13 protein-coding genes and 1 riboswitch are annotated in these 18,736 nt (G+C 69.9%); of the genes, 4 read left to right on the top strand and 9 right to left on the bottom strand.

Features of this window, described 5'->3' with window-relative positions; all coding sequences use genetic code 11:
* The coding region (locus tag VGS97_RS22630; RefSeq protein ID WP_326855637.1) for a (Fe-S)-binding protein at window positions 1-2,060 on the bottom strand (2,060 nt) is incomplete at its 3' end.
* Between the two features lie 252 nt (window positions 2,061-2,312).
* On the opposite strand from VGS97_RS22630, the gene VGS97_RS22625 reads away from it, so the two are divergent.
* The gene (locus VGS97_RS22625) at window positions 2,313-4,049 is read left to right on the top strand and encodes an ABC transporter permease (RefSeq protein ID WP_414641799.1); all 1,737 of its coding nucleotides are present in this window, start codon (window positions 2,313-2,315) and stop codon (window positions 4,047-4,049) included.
* Complete coding sequence (locus VGS97_RS22620; protein ID WP_326855635.1) at window positions 4,046-5,446, top strand: nitrate/sulfonate/bicarbonate ABC transporter ATP-binding protein; 1,401 nt, start codon at window positions 4,046-4,048, stop codon at window positions 5,444-5,446. Before VGS97_RS22625 ends, VGS97_RS22620 begins: the two co-directional genes overlap by 4 nt.
* Before the next feature lie 47 nt (window positions 5,447-5,493).
* On the opposite strand, the gene VGS97_RS22615 is transcribed toward VGS97_RS22620, so the two are convergent.
* The 3 genes from VGS97_RS22615 to VGS97_RS22605 form a co-directional block, all read right to left on the bottom strand.
* Window positions 5,494-7,074: an NRAMP family divalent metal transporter gene (locus tag VGS97_RS22615; RefSeq protein ID WP_349262229.1), complete on the bottom strand. Its 1,581-nt coding sequence runs from the start codon at window positions 7,072-7,074 to the stop codon at window positions 5,494-5,496.
* Window positions 7,075-7,502: 428 nt separating this feature from the next.
* A riboswitch (M-box (ykoK) riboswitch) is annotated at window positions 7,503-7,687 on the bottom strand.
* Between the two features lie 112 nt (window positions 7,688-7,799).
* On the bottom strand, window positions 7,800-8,147 hold the full coding sequence (locus VGS97_RS22610) for a metallopeptidase family protein (protein ID WP_326855633.1): 348 nt from the start codon (window positions 8,145-8,147) through the stop codon (window positions 7,800-7,802).
* Between the two features lie 179 nt (window positions 8,148-8,326).
* On the bottom strand, window positions 8,327-9,436 hold the full coding sequence (locus tag VGS97_RS22605) for a serine hydrolase domain-containing protein (protein ID WP_326855632.1): 1,110 nt from the start codon (window positions 9,434-9,436) through the stop codon (window positions 8,327-8,329).
* A 183-nt stretch (window positions 9,437-9,619) separates the two neighbouring features.
* Here VGS97_RS22605 and VGS97_RS22600 point away from each other — a divergent pair, with 183 nt between their 5' ends.
* Complete coding sequence (locus tag VGS97_RS22600) at window positions 9,620-11,287, top strand: hypothetical protein (protein ID WP_326855631.1); 1,668 nt, start codon at window positions 9,620-9,622, stop codon at window positions 11,285-11,287.
* 108 nt (window positions 11,288-11,395) lie between these two features.
* Entirely contained in the window at window positions 11,396-11,770 is a 375-nt protein-coding gene (locus tag VGS97_RS22595) for a hypothetical protein (protein ID WP_326855630.1), read from the top strand.
* A 65-nt stretch (window positions 11,771-11,835) separates the two neighbouring features.
* On the opposite strand, the gene VGS97_RS22590 is transcribed toward VGS97_RS22595, so the two are convergent.
* The 5 genes from VGS97_RS22590 to VGS97_RS22570 all read right to left on the bottom strand — a co-directional run.
* On the bottom strand, window positions 11,836-12,672 hold the full coding sequence (locus tag VGS97_RS22590) for an EamA family transporter (RefSeq protein WP_349262228.1): 837 nt from the start codon (window positions 12,670-12,672) through the stop codon (window positions 11,836-11,838).
* A gap of 135 nt (window positions 12,673-12,807) precedes the next feature.
* Entirely contained in the window at window positions 12,808-14,187 is a 1,380-nt protein-coding gene (locus VGS97_RS22585) for a diaminobutyrate--2-oxoglutarate transaminase family protein (protein WP_326855628.1), read from the bottom strand.
* Between the two features lie 7 nt (window positions 14,188-14,194).
* On the bottom strand, window positions 14,195-15,601 hold the full coding sequence (locus tag VGS97_RS22580; protein WP_326855627.1) for a SidA/IucD/PvdA family monooxygenase: 1,407 nt from the start codon (window positions 15,599-15,601) through the stop codon (window positions 14,195-14,197).
* The gene (locus tag VGS97_RS22575; RefSeq protein WP_326855626.1) at window positions 15,585-16,733 is read right to left on the bottom strand and encodes an FAD-dependent oxidoreductase; all 1,149 of its coding nucleotides are present in this window, start codon (window positions 16,731-16,733) and stop codon (window positions 15,585-15,587) included. The genes VGS97_RS22580 and VGS97_RS22575 overlap by 17 nt, the downstream gene beginning before the upstream one ends.
* The coding region (locus VGS97_RS22570; protein WP_326855625.1) for a class I tRNA ligase family protein at window positions 16,697-18,736 on the bottom strand (2,040 nt) is incomplete at its 5' end. The genes VGS97_RS22575 and VGS97_RS22570, both read right to left, overlap by 37 nt.

Raw genomic sequence — 18,736 nt, 5'->3', positions numbered from 1 at the left:
ACGTCCTGCGACGCCTTGCCCTGCTGCTTGCGGGTGGCGAGGCCGTCGGTGAGCATCACGATGCAGTACGGGCAGGCCGCCGTCACCAGGTCGGGCTCGGTGCTCAGTGCCTCGTCCGTGCGCGTCTCGTTGATGCGCGTGCCGATCGTCTCCTCCATCCACATGCGGGCGCCGCCGGCGCCGCAGCAGAAGGAGCGTTCGCGGTTGCGCGGCATCTCGGTGAGGCGCACGCCGGGCACGGCGCCGAGCAGTTCGCGCGGCGGGCTGAACACGCGGTTGTGCCGGCCTAGGTAGCAGGGGTCGTGGTAGGTGACCGCGACGTCGACTTCGTTGGCCGGGACGAGCTTGCCCTCCGCGACGAGGCGTGCGAGCAGTTCCGTGTGGTGGACGACCTCGTAGTGCCCACCGAGCTGCGGGTACTCGTTGGCGAACGTATTGAAGCAGTGCGCGCAGGTCACCACGATCTTCTTCGCGCCGACCTCGTTGAGTGTCTCCACGTTCTGCTTCGCGAGCTCCTGGAACAACAGCTCCTGGCCGAGTCGCCGGGCGGGGTCGCCCGTGCAGGTCTCGCCGCTGCCGAGCACCATGAACCCGACGCCGGCCTCGTGCAGCAGCTCGGCGACGGAACGCGTGGTGCGCTTGGCGTTGTCGTCCAGCGATCCCGCGCAGCCGACCCAGAAGACATACTCGACGTCGTCCGGCAGCTTGTCCTCGCCGCCCTCGCCGAAGACCCGCACCTCGAACGGCAGTCCGGCGGCCCACTCAAGCCGGGCCTTCGCGCCGCGACCCCACGGGTCGCCCTGCCGCTCCAGGTTGCGCAGCATCGTCTGCGCCTCGCGCGGGAATTCGGACTCGATCATCACCTGGTAGCGGCGCATGTCGACGATGTGGTCCACGTGTTCGATGTCCACCGGGCACTGCTCCACGCACGCGCCGCAGGTGACGCAGGACCAGAGCACGTCCGGATCGATGACGCCGTGCGCATCCGACGTGCCGACGAGCGGACGGGCCGCCTCGGCGAGCACGTTCTCGGGCAGCGCCTCCCGTTCGGCGTCCGAAGAAGCGAGCAGGTAGGGCGCCTTGGCCAGCGCGTGGTCGCGCAGCTGCATGATCAGCAGCTTCGGGCTCAGCGGCTTGCCGGTGTTCCAGGCGGGGCACTGCGACTGGCAGCGGCCGCACTCGGTGCACGTTCCGAAGTCCAGCAGGCCCTTCCAGGTGAAGTCCTCGATCGCGCCGCGGCCGATCTTGTCGTCCTCGCCCGGGTCCTCGAAGTCGACCGGCTTGCCGCCGGAGTAGACCGGCAGCAGCTCGCCGAGCGCGCGCGGACGGCGGGAGAAGGCGACGTTGAGCGGCGCGAGGAAGATGTGCAGGTGCTTGGAGTACACGACCAGCACCAGGAAGCTGAGCACCACGCCGAGCGAGCCGAGGATGCCGACGGTTTCGAGAACGTCGTTCGCGGTGCGCCCGGCCGGGTGAAGCCAGTGCCCGACCTGCTGCGAGGCGAAGGCCCCGTGCGCGTAGGGGAAGTAGCCGGTGTTGATCTGCGCGCCGCGGTAGAGCAGCAGCGTCCACATCACGTTGAAGATCATCAGCAGCACCAGCCAGGCCGGGCCGAGGTGCGAGCCGAAGAAGCGCGAGCGGCGGCCCGCCCGCTTGGGCGACTGGCGCAGCCGGATGGCCGCGAACGCGACCAGGCCGCAGATCACCGCGACGATGAAGAAGTCCTCCAGAAAGCCCAGCCAGGTGTCGGTGCCGATCAGCGGGATGTGGAAGTCGCGCTGGAACAGCGCGCCGTAGCCCTCGACGATGGTCGCGCCGAGGATGACGAAGCCCCAGAAGACGAAGAAGTGCGCCGTCCCCGCCCCGCTCCACTTCAGCAGCTTGCGCTGGCCGAACACCTCGACGGTCACCGCCCACAGCCGCCGGCCGGCGCCGCGGGTGCGGTCGGGATCGACCGGCTGCCCCGTCCGGCCGAGCCGGTAGAGCGTCAGCACCCGCTGTCCGGCCAGGGCGAGGGCGGCAGCCGTGATCGCCAGGCCGAGAATCATCCGCAGTACCACTTGCGCCTCCAATGAGGTCGTACGCACCGAGGAGGGTGCGGGCCCTCCTACGCCTCGTCGTCCTGCTATACCTTACTTACCCGCCGGTAACATTTAGCACATCACGAGTGTGAATGTAACAGCGCTGGGCTGTTCACCAGGATGTCGCCCAGAGGTATGTGATTGATGGCCAAGGGCGGGGTAGTCGTGGGAGTCTTCGTGCCGTCGGGTCGTGTGTTGCCGTGGTGATGTTCGGGCGTGGAGGGCTAACCAGTGGCGTCGTGGGGTCAGTTCCCTTCACCAGGAGTGTGGCGGCGCCCGGCGTTGCGACCCGTCGACGTGGTGGTGTTCGCGGCGCTGCTGGCGCTGCTGTTCGGCCTGCTGCGGCTGGCGCCCGCGCTCAACGCGCCGTTCCTGCCCTCGCAGGCGCCGCGCACGGTGTCCACGGATCCGGCCGACCTGCCGTACTACGCGGTGCGCTCGCTGCTGCGGATGTTCATCGGGCTCGTCCTGTCGGTGCTGTTCACCTTCGTGTACGCCACGGCCGCCGCACGGCTTCGGCGGGCCGAGAAGGTGCTGATCCCGATGCTGGACATCTTGCAGTCGGTGCCGGTGCTCGGGTTCCTGACCGTGACGGTGACCGCGTTCATCAACCTGTTCCCGGGCTCCGCGCTGGGCCTGGAGTGTGCGTCGATCTTCGCCATCTTCACCTCGATGGCCTGGAACCTGACCTTCGCGTTCTACCACTCGCTGGTCTCGCAGCCGCGCGACCTGGACGAGGCGGCGCGCGTGATGCGGCTGACCAAGTGGCAGCGGTTCTGGCGGGTGGACGTGCCGGGCGGGATGATCCCGCTGGTATGGAACGGGATGATGAGCTTCGGCGGCGCCTGGTTCTTCCTCGCCGCGTCCGAGTCCATCAGTGTGCTGGGGCACACGTACGCGCTGCCGGGCATCGGCTCGTACGTCGCGGCGGCGATAGCGCAGGGCAGTCTGAGCAAGGTCGGCATCGCGATCGGTGTGATGATTGTCATGGTGATGGCGGTCAACGTGGTCTTCTGGCGGCCGATGGTCGCCTGGGCCGAGCGGTTCCGCGCCGAGGAGTCGGCTGCTTCGGAGAAGCCGCGCAGCATGGTCCTGGAACTGCTGCGCCGCTCGACGGTCCCGGACCTGGCGGCGCGTCCGATCCGGCCGGTCAGCCGGATGCTGGACCGGATCACCCGGCCGTTCGGGCTGGCCGAGCACCCGCTCGCGCGCCCGGTGCTGCGGCAGCGCACCGGGGACGTCTTCTTCGCCGGGGCGGTGAGCGCCGTCGCGGTGTACGGGGTCTGGCGCGCGCTGTCGTACGTGGACAAACACATCGGCCTGGCCGAGTTCGGGCACGCGTTCGCCCTCGGCGCGGCCACGTTCGCCCGGGTCGTGGTGCTGCTCGTGGTGGCCAGCGCGGTGTGGGTGCCCGTCGGGGTGTGGATCGGGATGAACCCTCGGGTCTCCCGGTTCGCGCAGCCGGTCGTGCACGTGCTCGCCTCTTTCCCGGCCAACTTCCTGTTCCCGTTCGCCGCGGCGTTCTTCGTGGCGGCCGGCATCAGCCTGGACCTCGGCGGCGTGCTGCTGATGGCGCTCGGCGCGCAGTGGTACATCCTGTTCAATGTGATCGCCGGCGCTTCCGCGATCCCGTCCGACCTGCGCGAGGCGATGCGCAGCATGGGGGTGCGCGGACGGCTGCGCTGGGAGAAGTTCATCCTGCCGGCGGTCTTCCCGGCGTACGTCACCGGCGGGATCACCGCGGCTGGCGGGGCGTGGAACGCCTCGATCGTGGCCGAGGTGGTCGACTACGGCCACCATCACCTCAAGGCGACCGGGTTGGGCTCCTACATCGCGCAGGCCGCCGGGACGGGGGACTTCGCCCGGGTGCTGGTCGGCGTCGTGGTGATGAGCGTGTACGTGGTCGGACTCAACAGGCTGGTGTGGCGGCGGCTGTACGCCCTGGCGGAAACGAGGTACTCGCTGTGAGCACGGGGACAGGTACAGGCGCGGGCACGGTCGGGCCGGTCATCGTCGACGCCGAATCCATCACCAAGACCTTCACCACGCCGGACGGACGCGCGCTGCCGGTCCTCGACGGGATCTCGTTCACGCTGCGCGAGGGCGAGATCGTCGCGCTGCTGGGCAAGTCAGGCTCCGGCAAGTCCACGCTGCTGCGCTGCATCGCGGGGCTGATCGCGCCGTCCTCGGGGACCGTGTCGTATCGCGGCGCGCCGCTGAACGGGGCGAACCCCGGGGTGGCGATGGTGTTCCAGTCCTTCGCGCTGCTGCCGTGGCTGACGGTGCAGCAGAACGTGGAGCTGGCGATGCAGGCCCGCGACGTGCCCGAGGAGCAGCGCGCCGAGCGCGCGCTGCGGGCGATCGACCTGATCGGCCTTGACGGCTTCGAGTCGGCGTATCCGAAGGAACTGTCCGGCGGGATGCGCCAGCGCGTCGGTTTCGCCCGCGCCCTCGTGGTGGAGCCGGACGCGCTGCTGATGGACGAGCCGTTCTCGGCGCTGGACGTGCTGACCGCGGCGAACCTGCGCGGCGAGCTGACCCGGCTGTGGGAGGGGCGCGAGTTCCCGGTCAAGTCGGTGCTGATCGTCACGCACAACATCGAGGAGGCGGTGCAGCTCGCGGACCGGATCCTGGTGCTGTCCTCGAACCCCGGCCGCATCCGCGCCGAACTGGAGGTGCGCCTGCCCAGGCCGCGCGACCGGCGCGACCCGCAGTTCGACGCTCTTGTGGATGCCGTGTACGGCATACTGACCGGCCGCGAGGAGCGCGCGCACGCGGCGGTTGCCGAACTGGCTGAGGCAGAGGCAGCCGTGTCGGCATCGGCGGTACGTGCGGCCACCCCGGCGGACTTGCCGCTGCCGGAGGTCTCCGCGGGCGGGCTGTCCGGGCTGCTGGAGATCCTGGCCGCGCGCGGCGGCGAGGACGGGCTGGCCGAGTTGGCCGAGGACTTCAACTTCGAGATCGACGACCTGTTGCCGCTGGTCGACGCGGCCGTGATGCTCGGGATGGCCCGGGTCGCCGACGCGCGCATCAGCATCACCGACGAGGGCCGGGCCTTCGCCGTGGCCGACATCGACACCGGCAAGGAGCTGTTCGCGCAGGCCGCCGCGCAGCGCGCGCCGCTGATCCGGGCCATCGTCAAGGCGCTGCGGACCACCACGGACGGCTCGCTGCGCGAGGGGTTCTTCCTCGACGTGCTGCGCCGCGGCTTCTCCGCCGACGAGGCCCGCCACCAGCTCGGCATCGCGATCGACTGGGGCCGCTACGCGGAGTTGTTCGAGTACGACGCCGAACGTGGCGAACTGGTGCTCCCGGGTGTCCCAGGTGTCCCGGGTGTCACAGCCGAGGCGGCGCCGGTGGCGTGAGCCCGAGTGGGCAAGTCACCGGCGCCTCGGACGAGCTGTGCCGGGCGTCAACGCGCGAGCGCGTCCTCGACGAGCTTGACGATCACCAGGACCGTCGCCGCGAGCAGGTAGAGCCTCAGCGCGCCCATTCCGATCTTGCGGCCGGCGGCCATGGTCGGGCGGGTCAACTCGGCCAGCGGCGGCATGCGCCACATGTCCCGGCCGACGCGGTCTATCGGCGCAGTCACCGCGCGACGACCGCGGGCCAGCACGTATCCGGCCGCGAGCACTCCGACGCCGCCGCACACGGCCATGATCTGGTAGATCGCGCCCGCCGAGATGTTCGGGAACAGCACCGCGGCGGTGAGGATGATCGACAGGGTCACCAGTACGCCGACCACGGCCGCCGTGAACAGGTTCGTCCGGCGCCCGTTGACCCACGGTCCGAGCACTTGGCGGTCGTTGCACAGCATGAACAGGTACAACGACGCGGAGGGCAACAGCACGCCGGCAAGGGCCTGCACGCCCTCGGTCAGCAGCCCGAGCGGTGAGCCGGGGAGCAGCACGATCGCCGCCGCGACGGCGACCAGTCCGCCGTACACCGCGTAGAAACCCTTAGCGCCGCGCACGCCGCGGTGCAGCGAGTGCTTGAGGCCGAGCACGTCGCCGATCGCGTACGCCGTGGACAGCGAGACCGCGAAAGCGCCGATGATCGAGGCGTCCAACAGCGCGATCGCGAACAGCACGCCCGCCGTGCGACCCGCGTAGGCTTCCAGGCCGCCGGCGACCCCTGCCGCGTCGGTGAAGCCGCCGAACGCACTGCTGTGTGCGAACGCGGCCGCCGCGGCGCCCATCATCGCCGAGGCGCCGACGACCACGACCGCGATGCCCAGCCACAGGTCGGCCTTCTCGTACCGCATGAACCGCGGGGTGATCCGCTTGTCGATGACGTACGACTGCTGGAAGAACAGCTGCCAGGGCGCCACGGTGGTGCCCACGATCCCGATGACCAGCAGCATCAGCGTGGCCATGCCGCCGGATCCGCCGGGCATCGTCGGCAGCACGAAGCCGCGGGCCATCTGCCCCACGCCCGGGTGGGCGAGGAAGTAGATCGGCACCAGCAGCAGCGACCCGGCGCACAGCGCCATGGCGATGCGCTCGAAACGGCGGAACGAGCCGGTGAACGCCGAGCCGACGATGACGGCCGCGGCGAGCACCACCGCGACCGGCTTCGGCAGGCCGAGATAGCCCGAGGCCAGCGTGATCCCGATGAACTCGGTCACCAGGGTGAGCGCGTTCAGGATGAACAGGTCGATGACGCTGAACGCTCCCCAGAACTTCCCGAAGCGCGCCATGATCAGCCGGGCGTGCCCGACCCCGGTCACCGCGCCGAGGCGCAGCACCATCTCCTGGTTGACGTACAGCACCGGGACGAGCAGCAGCAGCGTCCACAGCAGGTGCGTGCCATAGTTCTGCCCGGCCTGGCCGTAGGTGGCGAACGCGCCGGCGTCGTTGTCGCCGACCATGACGATCAGGCCGGGGCCGATGATCGCCAGCAGCGTCTTGAGCTTCGCGGACAGTCCCCGGCGGGCGCCTACGTCGCCGACCCTGATCGTGCCGAGCGCACCGCGGATGTCGCCGAGGTGCATGTCGTCGAGCACGGCGGTGCGGGTGGTGGTAATTGCAGTGGCGTTGATCGCCGGGGTGTCAATCAGGCCGGTGTTGATCGCAGCGGTGTTGATAGCAGTGGTGTTGATAGCAGCAGTGTCGATGGCGGCGGTCGTCATGGTGGTTCCCTCCCTTTGCCCACGTGGGGCTCATCGAACGGGAGGCGCGCAGCACTCATCCGCCCTGCCAGGGCACGCGTGAACGCCGCGCTGGCGGAGAAAATCAGAGGCAGAGTGGGTGGCTACCGCGCGCCGGACTCGGAGAACGAGCGGTGGCGGATTCGGATTTGGGGTCGATGCCGACCCGGTCTACTGGAATCCATGTGACTCGCCTCCTTCCGGCCGTGGCGCACGCGGGCGCCGTGCTGAGCGGCACACCAGGGGAAGCAGCCGACGGGACCCCGCCCGCCGGGACACCCCTACTCGTCAGAGCTTTGGCACTTCACGGCGTAGCGCGAGGCCCTGGGGACCCGCCTGCGCAGCCACTTGGCCTTTCCCCTTAGCCCGGGGAGAGGTGTCCTGATCCGGAGGGTCTCTCGACCGGCGGGATCAGTGGCCTGTGTCCGTGAAGACGCCTCACCGAACGAGGTGCCTTGGAACAACGATTCACATGGTGAACCGTTTGCCCGCCCTTTGTCAAACCGGCGCGCGGTAAAGCGGGCACGGAAACCGTGCTGGGCCGCCCCATGCCGGGCGGTATATCCAGCTCAGTATCCGAGCGCGTGCAGGCGCTCGTCATCTATGCCGAAATGGTGGCCGACCTCGTGCACGACGGTTTTCGTCACCTCGACGACGACCTCCTCACGGGTGCGGCAGATGCGCAGGATCGGCAGCCGGAAAATGGTTATCCGGTCCGGCTGGACGCCGGCGTACCACTCGCCCCGCTCGGTCAACGGCACTCCCTCGTAGAGGCCGAGCAGGATCGGGCCGTACGGCGGGCACTCGTCCTCGATGAAGATCGCGACGTTGCGCATCGCGCGCTTCAGCTCGCGTGGGATCGTGCGCAGCGCCTCCTCGACCAGCGACTCGAACTCGTCGGCGGGGACGTCCAGCATCGCAGCCTCCGCTCTGTTGCTGCCGGTGGTGTTCTTGCACTGTGTTCATTCAAAGTCTTTCAAACTGTGTTCTTGCGCTGTGTTCTTGCACTGTGGTTCTTACCGAGCAGTGTTCTTACCGAGCAGTGTTCCCGCCAGGCGGAGCACATGGCCAGCAGGAAGGCGAGCCGTGCGTGCGGTTACGCGAGGCTCTCGTAGGCCGCGAGCACGATGCCGAGGGCGCGGACGTCGCCGTGTTCCCGGCCGAGCATCTGGTTCATCACGTACGAGACGCTCATCCGCTTGTCGATGTCGACCATCACCGTCGAGCCGCCCCAACCGCCCCAGTAGAAGGCGCGGTCGGACAGCGCGTAGCCCATGCCATAGCGTATTGAGGCGGCCAGGACCTGGTCGAAGCCCCGGTACTGCTCCTGCCGCGCGACCTCACAGCCCTCCGGGGACAGCAGCCGCACACCGTGCGCCGTTCCGCCGTTGGCCAGGACCGACTGCACCGCGGCGACGGAACGGGCGTTGCCGACGCCGCTGCCGAACGGCAGGTGTGCGCGCCGCCAGGCGACGCTGTTGCCGTCGCTCAGCCGCAGCCCCTTGTTGATGACGGCGGCGGGCATCGCACGCTCGGGGATCGGCGCCTCCCAGTCGCGATCGATCGAATCCGGCGGCGCGATGCTGAGCGCGAGCCGGTGATCGTGTTCGGCGGGCAGCCCGATGTGGAAGTCAGCGCCGAGCGGACCGGCCACCTCCTCGGCGAAGAAGGTGCCGAGGCTGCGTCCGGTGATCCGGGCGACGACTTCGCCGAGCAGGAATCCCTGGGTCACCGAGTGATAACCGGCCAGCTTTCCGGGCTCCCACAGCAGCGCCTGCTTTGCCAGCAGCGTCGTGATCCCCGTCCAGTCGTAGAGCTCCCCCACCGGCACCTTGCGGTCGAAGTCCGGCAGCCCGGCGGTGTGCGAGAGCACGTGCCGCACCAGCACGCCCTCCTTGCCCGCCGCGGCGAATTCTGGCCAGTACTGCGCCACCGGCGCGCAGAGGTCCAGGTCGCCGCGATCGGCCAGGACGAGCGCACACAGCGAGGCCATCGTCTTGGTCGTGGACCACACGTTCGTGATCGTGTCGCGCTCCCACGGGATCGTGCGCGCCTCGTCGACGTACCCGCCCCAGATGTCGACGACCAACTCGCCGTCGAGGTACACGGCCGCGCAGGCGCCGACGTCCTTGCCGTCGAGCGAGGCCGCGAGCGCGTCGTGTACCCGCTTGAACTTCTTCTCGTACGTCCCCTGAATCTCGGCCACGGGCGGAGCATCGCCCGCGGCGGTGGAGCGGGTCAACCGATTGGTTGCCCTGTCGCACGGAAGTGTTGTCGGGTGCGCCGGCTTTCGCTGCCGTGAATTGCGGGCAGACTCGAAATTGTGGTCGAGTTTCCGGCCGTGCGCGGAAACTCGAAGAGCCCCGGAAAACCGAGAGGAACTGCCGCGATGGTGCATTTCTCGTGTTCGGCGAACGGCTCGGGACCGACCTGGACGATGCACGTCGAAGGCCGGGAAGCGGTTCGCTGGCCGATCCTGAGCACCGGCCCGGTGGTTCTTTCCGACAGCCGCCTGGAGCAATTCGCCGAACGGCTGCTCGGCGTCCGGCTCGCCGAAGTGCCGGACCTGGCGGCACGCGCCGTGCGCTATCCCCAGGGCAGCGACGGGAACGCGAGCGCGCTCGTTCTGCACGGAGCCACCAGCGCGAAGCGGGACTTCGAATGCGCCGTGACGGACCTGCTGGCCGGGCGCGCGCCGACCGACATGTCGGGGTTTCTGGAGACGCGCGCGGTCGCGCTCGCCGGGCCGGACGACCTGGTCGTCGGGCGCATCGCCTCGTGGCGCGAGGCCGTGCGGTTCTTCGGCGTGCAGGCGCTCGACCTGCTGGACACCGACCACTACTACCTGACCCACGCCGTCCTCGATCAGGTCTCCCGCGAAACGGCCGCCTCGACGCGGCTGCTCGACTGGGTGTCGGCGCATCCCGACTGCGTCGTGCGCCCGTACGTCTTCGACCTGGAGACGCAACTGCTGCTGCTCTGGCTGGTCCGGCGGCTCGGCTTGCCGCACTTGACGGTCGACGCGAACGCTCCGTCGGTTTCGACGTACTGGAACCAGAAGAGCCATCTGCATCCGGAGACTTCGTTCGCGGCGGCGCTGGCCGTCGAGGGGTTCAGCGCGCAGCGAACGCTGGATCTCGAATACTCGTATTCGCCGATGGCCGAACAGCTGCATATCGAGCTGCCGACGGTGCCGGGATACACGGTCGTCCGCGAAGCGCGCACGGAACGCGAATTCACCGCGGACATGTGCACGGCCGGCCGGCTGCTGCGTGAGCGCTACGGCCTGCTGCGCGGCTGCCTGAAGCCGTCGCAGGGCGGGGGCGGCGCCGGAATCGTGTCAGGCCTGGTACTCGCCGATGAGCACGGCTTGGCCGCCGCCGCGCAGGCGGCCTATCCGCACGGCGGCGACTACGTCCTCGAAGCGGACGTGGACCTCTTCAGGTTCGACGTGGCGGGCAGCGCGCAGAAGCTCTCCCCCTCGGGCCACATCCGCGGCGGGCAGGTGGCGACCGGGATGACCGCGCAGTTCGTCGACGGCCACGCGTGGGTCGGCAACGTCTACTTCGACTCCGCCACGGCCGCGCAGTTCGGCATCGCGCCGGAGCTCTACGACCTGATGAGGTCGGCGATAGGTGAACTGCACCGCGGGCTGAGCGCCGGCCAACCGGCCGGGAGCGGGTTCGTCACCGGCGGCGTCGACTTCGTCGTGGGCCGGCTCGGCGGGCGGTTCGGTGACCGGCCCGTCGCCGCCGCGGTCGATTTGAATCTGTCGCATCACGGCGGCGAGTACCTGCGAGCGTTCCTCGAAGAGTCCGTTCCCGCCGGCCGATACGCGGCCACCCGCGTCTTCCGGCCGTCCGCGGACGCGAATCTGGCCGACACCGCTTCGGAACTGTCGCGGTCCATTCCCGAGCGGGAGCGAACCCGGCTGATCGGCGTCATCCCCGACGACTGGGGCATGCTGGCGGCGACGGGCGACACGCCGCTCGACGCGGCGCGGCGCGTGTTCATGCTCGTGGAGCGGCTTCAGTCCACCGGGCTGGCGCTCGTCTGAGATACACATGGGTGTGGGCTGATACGGTTTCCCGGACGACCGCCATCCGTAGCCGACCGGCACCGGACGGTCATCGACCGACTGCCCGGCAAGCAAGTGGAGGAACCTGTGAGCGACGGCCGGGAGGCGTTCGCCGCGGCACCCGTCAAACCGACGATCTCCTATGAGGACTTCGCGAAGGTCGACATCCGGGTCGGGCTGATCGAGAGCGTCGAGGACAAGGAGGGCTCGGACAAGCTCGTCCGGCTCACCGTGGACTTCGGCGACCACAAGCGCACCATCCTGGTCGGCATGAAGCAGGAGCGGGAGGACCCGGCGGAGATCGTCGGCCGGCAGGCGCTGTTCGTGGTCAACCTGGAGCCGCGCAAGATGATGGGCGAGCTGTCCGAGGGCATGATGTTCGACATCGGATACGCCGACCACGTCACGCCGGTGCTCGCGCAGCCGGAGCGCGCCGTTCCGAACGGGACCCGCGCCGGCTAGGACGTGGCCGGGGACGCTGGCTGTGTCGCTTGAGATCGCCGTTGCGGGCAGTGGCGGCGAGAGCGTCACTTCAGGGCGAGCAGGGCGACGCCGGCGGCGGCGGTGGCGAGGCCGAACCACTGCGTGCGGCTGATCCGCTCGGTGAGCACGACGCGCGCGAGGACGATCGTGGCCGCCGGGTAGAGCGCGACGATCACCGCGCTGACGCTGAGCAGGCCGGAGCGGGCGGCCAGCAGGAAGAGCAGGTTCGCCAGCGAGTCCAGGGTTCCGGCGGCCGCGGCGATCTTGACCGGCGGCCGGCCGGGGTCTATTCGCCGCCGGATCGCCACCGCGGTGCCGAGCACCAGCAGGCTGCTGACCGCGCGGCCGGCCAGCAGCGGCGCCACGCCGCTGTCGTGCGGCGCCTGGTCCAGGGTGATCAGCTGGGTGGCGATCGCGGCGCCGGCCAGGCAGGCGACCGCTATCGCCCGCGGGCGGACCGACGCGACCGAGACCGAGCGTTCCACCGTGACCAGCATTATGGCGCTCACCGCCACCGGCAGGCCGGCGGCCTGCGCCGCCGACAGGTGCTCGCCTTCAGCCAACCCGACCATGACCGGGAGCGCCGCCGACACGATCGCGGTGATCGGGGCCATGACGACCATCGGCCCGATGGACAGCGCGTGGTAGAGCAGCGCGAACGCGAACGCGGACGCGACGCCGGACAGCGCGCCCCAGCCGATGGACCCGGCGCTCCAGCGGGCGCCGAGGAACGGCAGGACCAGCGCCTCGACCGCCAGGCTGGCCGGGGCGCTGATCGCGACCACGGTGAAGACGTTCGCCTTGCGCGAGGCCGTGCCGCCCAGGAAGTCGGCAGTGCCGTAGGCGACGGCGCTGGCGACCGCCAGCAGGATCATGAACAAGAAGCAGTCCCCGTGTATTCCTTGTGTCCCGTAGCGGCGCTCCCGGGTGCCGCAGTCCGGGTGCCAAAGTTCTGGGTGCCGCAGTTCCGAGTGTCCCCGCCGACGACCGCTCAGATAAGTGGTGGGGCGGCCAATTCACCCGTCCGAGGCCGCCGTGCCGCTCGACGAGGAGTCGAGTGCGGGGGCGAACCCGGGATCGACCTCGCGGAAGGCCTGCTCCAGCAGGCTCGCCGCGGTGTCGACCTCGACCTGTGTCACGGTCAGCGGTGGCATGAACCGAAGTGTAGCGTCGCTACGGCCGCCCACCTCCAGGATCAGACCATTGCGAAGCGCGGCCCCCTGCACGGCGCGCGCGAACTGCGCGCCGTCGGCACCGTTGTCGGGATCCGCCAGCTCCATGCCGAGCAGCAGGCCGGCGCCCCGCACGTCGGCCACCCACCGGCTGCGCTTGCCGATCCGCTCCAGCCGCTGCCTCAGCTGCGCGGCGCGCTCGCGCACGTTCAGCAGCACATTGTCACGCCGCACGACCTCGATCGCCGCGACGCCCCCGGCGAACGCCAGCTGGTTGCCGCGGAACGTGCCGATGTGCGCGCCGGGAGCCCATTTGTCCAGGGCCCGGTCGTAGAGCAGGATCGCCACCGGCAGCCCGATCCCGGACAGCGCCTTCGACGCCACGACCACGTCCGGCTCGATCCCGTAGCCCTCGAAGGCGAACCACGTCCCGGTGCGGCCGCAGCCGGTCTGCACCTCGTCCACGATGAGCGGGATGCCCGCGCGCGCGGTGATCTCGCGCACCCTGCGGGCGAACCGCGGCGTCGCGGGGACGGAGCCGCCCTCGCCCTGGACCAGTTCGAGCAGCACCGCGGCCGGCTTCTCGACGCCGCCGTGCGAATCCGCGAGGCTGCGTTCGAGGTAGGTCGCGCAGTTCGTCTCGCAGCTGTCCGGCTGGAGTCCCAGCGGGCAGCGCAGGCAGGAGGAGAACGGGAAGAAGTGCACGCCCGGCATGCCGTTGCCCACCCCGGCCCTGGCCTCCCGGTTCCCGGTCACCGCCATGGCCCCGGCGGTGCTGCCGTGGAAGCCGCCCTGGAAGGCGACGATGTTGTCCCGGCCGGTCGCGATCTTGCATAGCTTGATCGCTGCCTCCACGCCGTTCGCCCCGGTCGGGCCGCAGAAGTGCACCTTCATCCGGCGCCGCATGGCCTCGGGCAGCATTTCCAGCTGGAGTTCGGTGAAGCGGTCCTTCACCGGCGTCGGCAGGTCGAGCCCGTGCGTGAAGACGGACAGCTGCCGGGTGACCGCGGCGACGACGTCGGGATGGTTGTGTCCCAGCGACAGCACGCCGGCGCCGCTGAGGAAGTCCAGGTAGACGTTGCCGTCGACGTCCTCGACCAGGGTGCCCTCGGCGCGGCGCACGGCGATCGGCAGCCGCCGCGGATAGCTGCGCGCGTTCGACTCGCGTTCGATCTGCCGGGCCAGGTACTGCCGGCCGATCGGCCCGGGGACGGGCGTGCGCACCGGCGGATTACGCCACTCCAGCGATTCCTCCGATGGGGGGACGTCCGTCCGGGGCAGTGCTTGCGAAGTCATGGCTCTCCGATATAGCGCTGGCTGCGCTGACAGTGGCTGGGGCGGCGGTGACAGGGACGCGGTCGCGGGCGAGTTCGGCGGCGAGCCGGCGCTGGATGGCCGCCGCCCGCAGGGACAGCAGGCTGAACGAGCCGGAGTCGCCGATGCCGTGGCTCGTCTCGCACACGCCGTTGAAGAAGAGCGGGGGCGCGTCGCGGGTCTCGACGAGGTAGTCCCGCGAGATCCGCAGGTAGCCGTCGTCGAAGACCAGCCGGTCGGCGACGCCCGAGACCAGCGCCGGATACGGCTCCTGATTCCCGGCGGGACCGAGGTCGCGGAACCCGGTGGCCAGCACCACCGCGTCCGCCTCGACGCGTTCGAGCGCCCCGGTGTGGACCTCCTCGACGGTGAGCAGGACCCCGTCGTCGCTCTGCTCGGCCGAACGCACGACCCGGTTGCCCGAGACCCACACCCGTTGCCGGTCGGCCAGCCGCTGCTCGTAGATGAGCTGGTAGAGCTCGTGCAGTACGTCCTCGTCGACGGAGGAGTAGTTGGTGGGGCGCATGTAGGCGTCCAGAACCAGCTTTCCGGGGCGCGGCGCGTCGAAGTAGTAGTCCGTGAACGCGGGGAAGAATCCCTCCTCGCTGAACGGGCTGGTGTCCTTGAGCCGCAGGGCGAAGGCCCGGACGTAGCTGCGCACGTCGCCGTTCGGGAACCGGCGGGCCAGGTCGAGCGTGATCTCCACCGCGCTCTGGCTTCCGCCGATGACCACCGTGGTCGCGGGCGGTTCGCGCAGCGCGTCGATGCGGTAGAGGTATTCGGTGAAGTGGAAGACGCGCTTGTCATCCACTTGGTCGAACGGCGCCGGGACGTACGGCGTGCGGCCGGGGGCGATCACGAGGCTGCGGCCCAGATAAGTCGCGCCCGAGGCGGTGGTCACCGCGTACGCCGGTCGCCCGTCGCACGTCGTGACTTCGATCCGGTCCGCGCGCTGCCCGTAGTCGACGAGACCGTCGAAATGCTGCCTCACCCACTTGATGTAGGCGGCGTATTCGGTGCGCAGCGGGAACTGCATCGGCAGGTTCAGGTGCTCGATGATCCGGCCGACCTCGTGGAGGTAGTTCAGGAAGGTGTACCGGCTGCGCGGGTTGCGCAGGGTGACCAGGTCGCGGGCGGGGTTGTTCTGGATGTCGGACCCGTCGAGCAGCATTCCGCCCTGCCACACCGGATCCGGGTGGCTCTCCAGGAAGCGCACGTCGAGGGCCTGCGGCCCGTCGAGTTCCCGGGCTTCTTCCAGGGCGATCGCCAGCGCGATGTTCGCGGGGCCGAATCCGATGCCCAGCACGTCATGGCAGTGCGCCATTCCTCCTCCTCCGGATGGTCAGCGTTCGGGCGATCTGCCGGCCGAGTTCCGGCGCGACCCGCACGCCGCCCCCGTTGCCGCTGCGGCAGAGCCAGACTCCTGGCATGCCTGTGGCGACGAGGGTGACGAGGGTCTGGTGCGTGTCGGTGTTGTCGAGGGAGCCGTTGCCGTCGGAGCTGAAAGCGTCCATCGAGCGGATGGCCGTCACGTCCGCCGCATCGTGCAACCAGGGCAGGTTCTCGGCGACGACGTCGACCGTGCGGGCCCGGTGCGCGTCGTCCGGCGGCATGGCGGCGTCCGGATCGACGTCCCAGTCCAGCAGGGGGTATCCGATCAGCGAGGTCTGATCGTCCACCGGCTTGCCGTAGCCGCCGGTCCGCAGGTCGATGAAGGTGCAGTGGTAGTCGACCCCTGATGGGCGTCGGACGAGAGCCGTCTGGATCGAGCGGGTGCGCACCGACCCGGCAGTGTCCGTGACACCGAGTTTCTGCCGCGCGGCCCACGCTCCGGTCGCCAGTACGACGCCGTGCCTCGCGCGGATCGTGCCGTGGTCGGTGACCACATCGATGCCGTCGGCGCCGTCCGTGCCGTCGGCGCTTGGCTCCAGGCCGGTCACGCGGGTGCCGAGCCGCACCTCGGCACCCGCCGCCATCGCCTCGTCGAGCAAGAGCGAGGTGACGCGCACCGGATCGACCCAGCCCGCGGACGGTTCGAGCAGCGCGACCGCGCCCGACGTGCGCACGCCGCACACCTCGTGGGCGCCGGTGACGACCTCGGCAGGCCATCCGGCCGCACGCAGGTCCGCCGCCGCCGACTCGAACGCCTCGGCGTGTTCGGGCGCGGCCAGCGTGACGGCGCCGACCTTGTGTAAGGGTGCTGTCTGCGAGATCCACGCGGCCGGATCGGCGTAGCGGGTCACGCTCGGCAGCGCGAGCCGGACGATCGCAGGGTCCGGATCGTAGGCGCGGACCATGCCGCCGGACGACCCCGTGGCGCCGCGCGCGGGCCCGGCGCCGGCTTCCAGCACCACCGTGGACACACCGCCGGCGGTCAGTTGCGCCGCGACCGCGGCTCCGGTGATGCCCGCGCCGACGATCACGTAGTCGGCGACACGGCTTGGCGGCCGGCCCACAGCGCCTCCGAGATGGACGATGCGGTGAACGAGGTCGGGGTGCCGCCCGGGATGAACGACCAGTACCGCTCGCGGCGCGGGTCGCCGGGAAGCCCGAGCGAACGCCACAGCAGCGAGCCGGTCGCCGGCATGACCGGGGTCACGGCGGCCGCGAAGGCCTTCGTGGCAAGGTACTCCATCGCCACGCTGGTGCGCGCCTCCTCCGGCGTGCCGCCGATCCTTCTGCGGGACTGCTCGACGGCGTGGAAGCGGGCCAGGTCGAGCAGGATCGCGTCCAGCCTCTCGACATACGCCACGCTGCTGAAGGCGTCCGGCGACACCAGCTGTTCGATCTCCTCGGAGAACATGCACAGCTTGCGGTAGAACGTCTTGTGGTTGTCGGTCCAGGCTCCGGTGCCGGGTATCACGCCGTCGCCGGGCAGCTCGCGCAGCGCGACGACCCACCGGTCGAGCCGTTCGAGCAGCGGGTCGTCACCGAACTGCCGGATCTCGCCGGTGCTGACCGAGCGGACGTCCTCCTCGGGCGACCGGCGCAGCATCGCGAGCCGGACCACGTCGACCGGCAACTCGCCGAGCAGGTCGTCGGCCCAGACGACGTGCCGCCGGCTGGTGGAGAACTTCGCGTCGTCGAGGTGTAGGAAACGGTTGCTGATGAAGCCCTGCGGGAGCGTGTCCGGCCGGTCGAGCGCGTAACACACGGTCGGCAGCAGCACGAGGTAGAAGTACGTGTTGTCGAAGCCGAGCACGGTGACGTTGTCTGTGTTGCTTGTGCTGCCTGTGTCGCCCGTGTTGTGTGTGTCGCCGCTTGCCCCGGCGAATCGCGCGGTGTTGATGATCTGGGTGAGCGCGAGTTCGACCCAGGGGTCGATGATCTCGTCTGTGTCGCCGGACACTGCGATGCTCATCCCCCAGCGCGATCGCCGGGTCAGACGGTAGCTGCCGAGCCCGGCTTCGAGCAGTTCGGTGGCGAGTTGTCGCGGTCCGCCGCCACCGGGCACGTGCGCGAGATACCTGTGCAGCGGTGCGGCGTAGGCGTTCAGATCGAGCAGCAGCGTCTTCTCCGTGCGCATCGCGGGCGTCGCGCCGCAGTGCGTGCACGTCAGGTCCAGCAGGTCGCGCGCGGCGCCGGGCCTTCCGCAGGCCTCGCAGATCTCGCCGTCGCTCGGCGCGGCGCAATGCGGGCAGTGGCCGTGCGCGAACGCCTGGTAGAGGGACTGCTCGCAGTTCTCGCACCACGGCGTCTCGACCTGCGTGGCCGACACAGCGGGCGAAGCGGCCAGTACGTCGAACAGGCGGCGGATCTCGGCGGCGAGGTCCGCGTCGCGCTCGGGCCGGTAGAAGTGGGCCAGGTCCACGTTCGCGGCGGCGAGTGTGGCCGCGATCTGGTCGCCGGCCTCGGCCGATATCCCTTCGGGTGCGGCGTCCCGGCGACGCGCGGCGGTTGCGACGAAGCTCTGGTGGTCGTCGGCACCGGTGATGACCACGGCGTCGCCGCCGGCGGCGCGCAGCGCCCGCGCGTAGAGGTCGGCACGCAGGTAGGGGCCGCTCAGATGGCCGAGATGCAGGCCGCCGTTAGGGGTAACCGGCGGGCAGAACACCAGCGTGCGGTCACCTGTCCGGCGTACCGTCCCGTTCTCGGCGAGGGCCGCTGCGGCCGCGTCGATGTCCTCCCAGTAGACGGACACGATGTCGAACGGCTCGGCGGAGCGGTTGTGGATGGCGTGAGTTCGGAACGGCGGCAGGAAGATCATGTCGCCCCGGCCCAGCTCGGTGAGCTCGCCGTCGATCTCGACGTCGGCGCGCCCGGCGAGCGTGATGAAGATCTCGCCGTCCTGATGGCAGTGCGGCTTCGAGGTGAAGCCGGGCGGCACCGACCCGAAGACGGAGCCGAACGGCAGCCCCGGGATGTCGTGCGCGTCGAAGAGATCCTGCAAGTGCATCTCGTACGCCCAGAACATCTTGTCCCGGGCGAAGGACCGGGTCGACACGGACACGGTGTTCGA

It is taken from the genome of Actinocrinis sp. (genome assembly GCF_035946395.1).
GTDB lineage: Bacteria > Actinomycetota > Actinomycetes > Streptomycetales > Catenulisporaceae > Actinocrinis.
Note: the sequence above shows the minus strand (reverse complement) of the source record. Positions and strands in the feature narration are given on the sequence as shown.

Bases quoted from the DNA above. Each gene is read 5' to 3' on its own strand.
- VGS97_RS22600 (WP_326855631.1), top strand. From the start codon at position 9,620: ATGGTGCATTTCTCGTGTTCGGCGAACGGCTCGGGACCGACCTGGACG.
- VGS97_RS22610 (WP_326855633.1), bottom strand. From the start codon at position 8,147: ATGCTGGACGTCCCCGCCGACGAGTTCGAGTCGCTGGTCGAGGAGGCG.
- VGS97_RS22580 (WP_326855627.1), bottom strand. From the start codon at position 15,601: ATGGCGCACTGCCATGACGTGCTGGGCATCGGATTCGGCCCCGCGAAC.
- VGS97_RS22615 (WP_349262229.1), bottom strand. From the start codon at position 7,074: ATGCACCTCGGCGACATCCGCGGTGCGCTCGGCACGATCAGGGTCGGC.